The sequence below is a fragment of the Streptomyces sp. NPDC060027 genome, from assembly GCF_042737005.1.
Taxonomy (GTDB): domain Bacteria; phylum Actinomycetota; class Actinomycetes; order Streptomycetales; family Streptomycetaceae; genus Streptomyces.
On record NZ_JBHWVI010000407.1, the window covers coordinates 1 to 3,474 of the forward strand.

Consider the following 3,474-nt stretch of genomic DNA (forward strand, 5'->3'; position numbering starts at 1 on the left):
AACGTCGCGAACACCCTTGGCAAAGCTGCTGAACTTGTCGTACTGCGTCCAGTAGTCATACGCATCCCGCAAAGGCACTCCAACATCGAGAACCTCGATGATGTTCATGACCTTGCCGCCACTGGCCTTCCGTTTCCCCTTCCCCCCACCACCACCAAAGACACCCTTGGCCTTCTCCACGACGTTGTCCTTGACACCCTTGGCCTTCTCAGAAACGAAGGCCTTCAGCGGTGAGTCGCCCTGGAGGATGCGGGAACCGATCGCAGGAAGCGAGCCACTCTCGGCCGAATCGCTGAGCTGCCCGGCGACGTCCTTCAGTTTGTCGCCGGCCTTCTCCGTAAGATTCTCCACCTGCGCGGACAGGAACTTGGTCGCTTCTTCGCGAACACGGTCCAGACCCGACGCCTGCTCCGCTGGCTGGTCTTGTTCCGTCTTGGTCATGACGGCCTACCTCCGACGATCGGAGCGCTTGGAAGCGGCTCGCTTCGATGACGTCGTCTTCTGGGCCGGACCGGTCTTCTTCGCCGTCTGAGGCTTCTGTCCACCGGCGGGAGCGGCCTTCTCGCCTGCCGATGATGCGGGTGCCTTGCGGGACCGATCCGATCGCGAACCACGGCGCCTCCGCGGCTTCGCTTCCGGTTCCTCTTCCTCCGGTTCCTCTTCCTCCGGCTCTTCCTCCTCTTCCTCGTATTCGCCTTCCGGCTCTTCCTCTTCCTCTCCCTCGGCCTCCGCCTCTTCTTCCTCCGGCTCTTCCTCTTCTTCCTCCTCCTCGTCCGCCTCGTCCTCGTCCGCCTCGTCCTCGTCCGCCTCGTTCGCCTTCCCGCCGAGCAGGGCCGTGCGCTCGCTGAGGGCGTCGGCGAGCGTGCTCATGCCCCTGTCGGCGGCGGCGCTCATGGCCTTGCGGCCCGCTTCCAGGACTTCGCCTCGCAACTGCTCCTGCAACTCGGCGACCTGTGGTATCTCCCCCAGTCTTCGCATCCCTTCGGCGGCAAGCTGACGAGGTTCGAGGCCGAATCGCCGACCCGCCAGATACGTCGCAATGGACAGGGCCATCCGGCCCTTCTTGGTGCGACCCAGCACATAGCCGCCCACAACAGCGGCCGCCAGAACCACCTTTTCCTTGTCATCCATGACTGCGTCACCTTCGATCGCTCGGGGCGCGGAACAGGCCCGTGCGACACGCAGCCGATCGAGCAGCCGTTCCTCTTCTCGTTCGAACTCCTCCAAGCTGATGTCTCCGTCTTTCAAGTTCCCGGTTCAGCAGAGCCAGACGGACCCGACAGCCCTTCCAGGTCGTGCGGCCGCGTCCTGCGTTCGAGACGTATCACCGCACGGGACGGTGACCGTCAGAGTCCGGTCTCGACTCCGATCAGCACACAGAGAGGTGCGCTCGCAGGCAATTGCACATGTCGCATTCCTGCTTGCGCTCTGGCACAACGCCCTTTGCCCGGGGCGTGGTGAAGCCCCCGCCAGTCAGCTGACGCTCTGGTCCGCCAGCAGTTCGCTGGCGATGGCGTCGTCCTGCTGCTCGTACTGGGAGAGGGCCAGCCCAAGGCCAAAGAAGGTGGGGGCCCATTCGCCGATGTAGATACCCCAGCGGTCCGCCCGGGCGATGTCGACGCCGGGCTCTATCTTCAAGGAGCCGGCCCAGGCGACGACAGTGAGGCCTATAGACGCCATGGCGGCCAGGTACGCGTGTTCGCTGCGGATACCCATGTCATGCATCTTCTTGATGATCACGATGTACTCCCGTCCGCTAGCCCCCTCGACGGAATACCCCAACCACTCCGCCCTATTCACACCATTAGTCAGAAATGCTCACTTCTACCTAGCTCATAGGCTGGCACTCTGCAAGCTCGTCGCGACGCCCTCAAGCCCCGCCCGCTCTGGTCCGGCGCCATCTCATTTCGCCTGGTCACCGAGCACTTGCACGTGGCGAGAGCACGGGAGACCACGCGGCCCGCTTCCGCCGGACGCCGCTCGATGCATGGCCGGAGACAGGTGCGGGCGTCGCGTCCCACCGAGCCCAGGGAGCCTCACGCGGTTCCAATGCAGATTCTGGGGCACCTGAGCCGGGAAGGCTCGCACACGCCCCAGAATCGGCGGGCCTGGACCGCCTCCCCGTCGAAGGTCCCCGACTCCGAGAAGAGTCCGCCACCGCGCCCAACGTGCCGCCTGAGATCCCCTGGGCCGAAGCCCCACGGGGTACTGGCTGCGGAGGGTCCCGGATTCTAGGATCCGAACATCAGGGCATATAGAGGATCAAAGAGCTGCACGTTACCTGGTGCACTCGCTCTGCTGTCGGCGCGCTCCAACTTCGCGTCGTACAACAAGACCTACGGCACGATGGCCGGCGTCGTCGTCTTCCTGGTGTGGCTGTGGATCAGCAACCTGGCCATCCTCCTCGGCCTGGAGTTCGACGCCGAGGCAGTACGCCAGCGAGCCATCGCCGGCGGACTCCCGCCCGGGACCGAGCCCTAGACCCAGCCCCGCGACACCCGGAAATGGGACGAGGACGACCTACGCCACCTCGACGAAGGCGAAGAATGACCATTGAGTGCTGGGTGAGTGTGCAATGGCCGGTCTGTGGACACTCAGGGTTCATGAGACTGGTGACAGGGGTTCGCGAAGCGGATCGGCATCTGACGCAGCGGGCCGCCTCCCGCATTCCACCTGGTGTCGGCCGGCTGCTGTCGGCGGTGGAGGAGGCGGCGGAGAGCAGCAAGCTGTGGTGTGGTGCGGCGGTCGTGATGACGGCGTTCGGCGGACGGCGCGGGCGAACGTCCGCAGCCTCGGGGCTTGCGGCGCTCGCCCTGGCGCAGCTGGTGTCCAACGGCGTGGGCAAACAGCTGGTCGACCGGCCCCGGCCTCCCAAGGACTGGATCGAGCACGATGAGGTGGAGGACCGGCCTGACTCCTCTTCCTTCCCCTCGGGCCACACCGCGGCCGCCGTGGCCTTCACCGCCGCCGTTGCCCCCACGTGGCCGCTGGTCGGCACCATCTGCGCGGTGCCGACTGCACTGCTGGCCATCGAGCGGGTGCAGTCGGGTGCCCATTACCCCACGGATGTCGCCGTCGGCGCCCTGATCGGCCTGGGCAGCGCCTGGCTCACCCGGCACCTCCCGCTTCTGCCGCGGCAGCGGCTGTAGCGGCCACACACCACCCCGCAGCGCATCCCTGTTCGCAGCAGATCGCTCTTCTCTGAACGGACGAGCTGCGTCATTACGCCCCCATCCCCGCGGACGCGGCCCAAACAGAGAACGGGTTGGACCCCTATGTCACGTTTTGCGCACAGGTGACGGGACACTCGGCGCGTTGTGGTGTCCGCGCACCCGGAGACCTGTCCGCAGCGTGAGGAGAGCCACCACACAGCCCGTCTAGGACGAGAGGTCCCGCAATGGCGAAGACAGCGAAGCAGCCCCCGCAAGGGCCAGGGCCGCCCACATCCGAGGGGGAGCGTCAGCTGCGCTGGGG

Annotated in this window: 3 protein-coding genes and 2 pseudogenes; 2 read left to right on the forward strand and 3 right to left on the reverse strand. The window is 65.9% G+C overall.

The window, feature by feature from the left end; translation table 11 throughout:
• The 3 genes and pseudogenes from ACFWBT_RS42340 to ACFWBT_RS42350 all read right to left on the reverse strand — a co-directional run.
• Nucleotides 1-441, reverse strand: a pseudogene (locus ACFWBT_RS42340) (cyclase); the annotation flags it as partial.
• 6 nt (nt 442-447) lie between these two features.
• Nucleotides 448-1,227: a histone protein gene (locus ACFWBT_RS42345; protein WP_385709975.1), complete on the reverse strand. Its 780-nt coding sequence runs from the start codon at nt 1,225-1,227 to the stop codon at nt 448-450.
• A gap of 246 nt (nt 1,228-1,473) precedes the next feature.
• The gene (locus ACFWBT_RS42350; RefSeq protein WP_385709978.1) at nt 1,474-1,740 is read right to left on the reverse strand and encodes a hypothetical protein; all 267 of its coding nucleotides are present in this window, start codon (nt 1,738-1,740) and stop codon (nt 1,474-1,476) included.
• Nucleotides 1,741-2,310: 570 nt separating this feature from the next.
• On the opposite strand from ACFWBT_RS42350, the pseudogene ACFWBT_RS42355 reads away from it, so the two are divergent.
• Both ACFWBT_RS42355 and ACFWBT_RS42360 read left to right on the forward strand, forming a co-directional pair.
• Nucleotides 2,311-2,478, forward strand: a pseudogene (locus tag ACFWBT_RS42355) (YhjD/YihY/BrkB family envelope integrity protein); the annotation flags it as partial.
• Between the two features lie 125 nt (nt 2,479-2,603).
• Entirely contained in the window at nt 2,604-3,149 is a 546-nt protein-coding gene (locus ACFWBT_RS42360) for a phosphatase PAP2 family protein (RefSeq protein WP_385709981.1), read from the forward strand.
• Nucleotides 3,150-3,474 lie beyond the last annotated feature (325 nt).

What these genes read in the sequence shown, in the direction of transcription:
- ACFWBT_RS42360 (WP_385709981.1), top strand. Translation starts at nt 2,604, where the DNA reads ATGAGACTGGTGACAGGGGTTCGCGAAGCGGATCGGCATCTGACGCAG.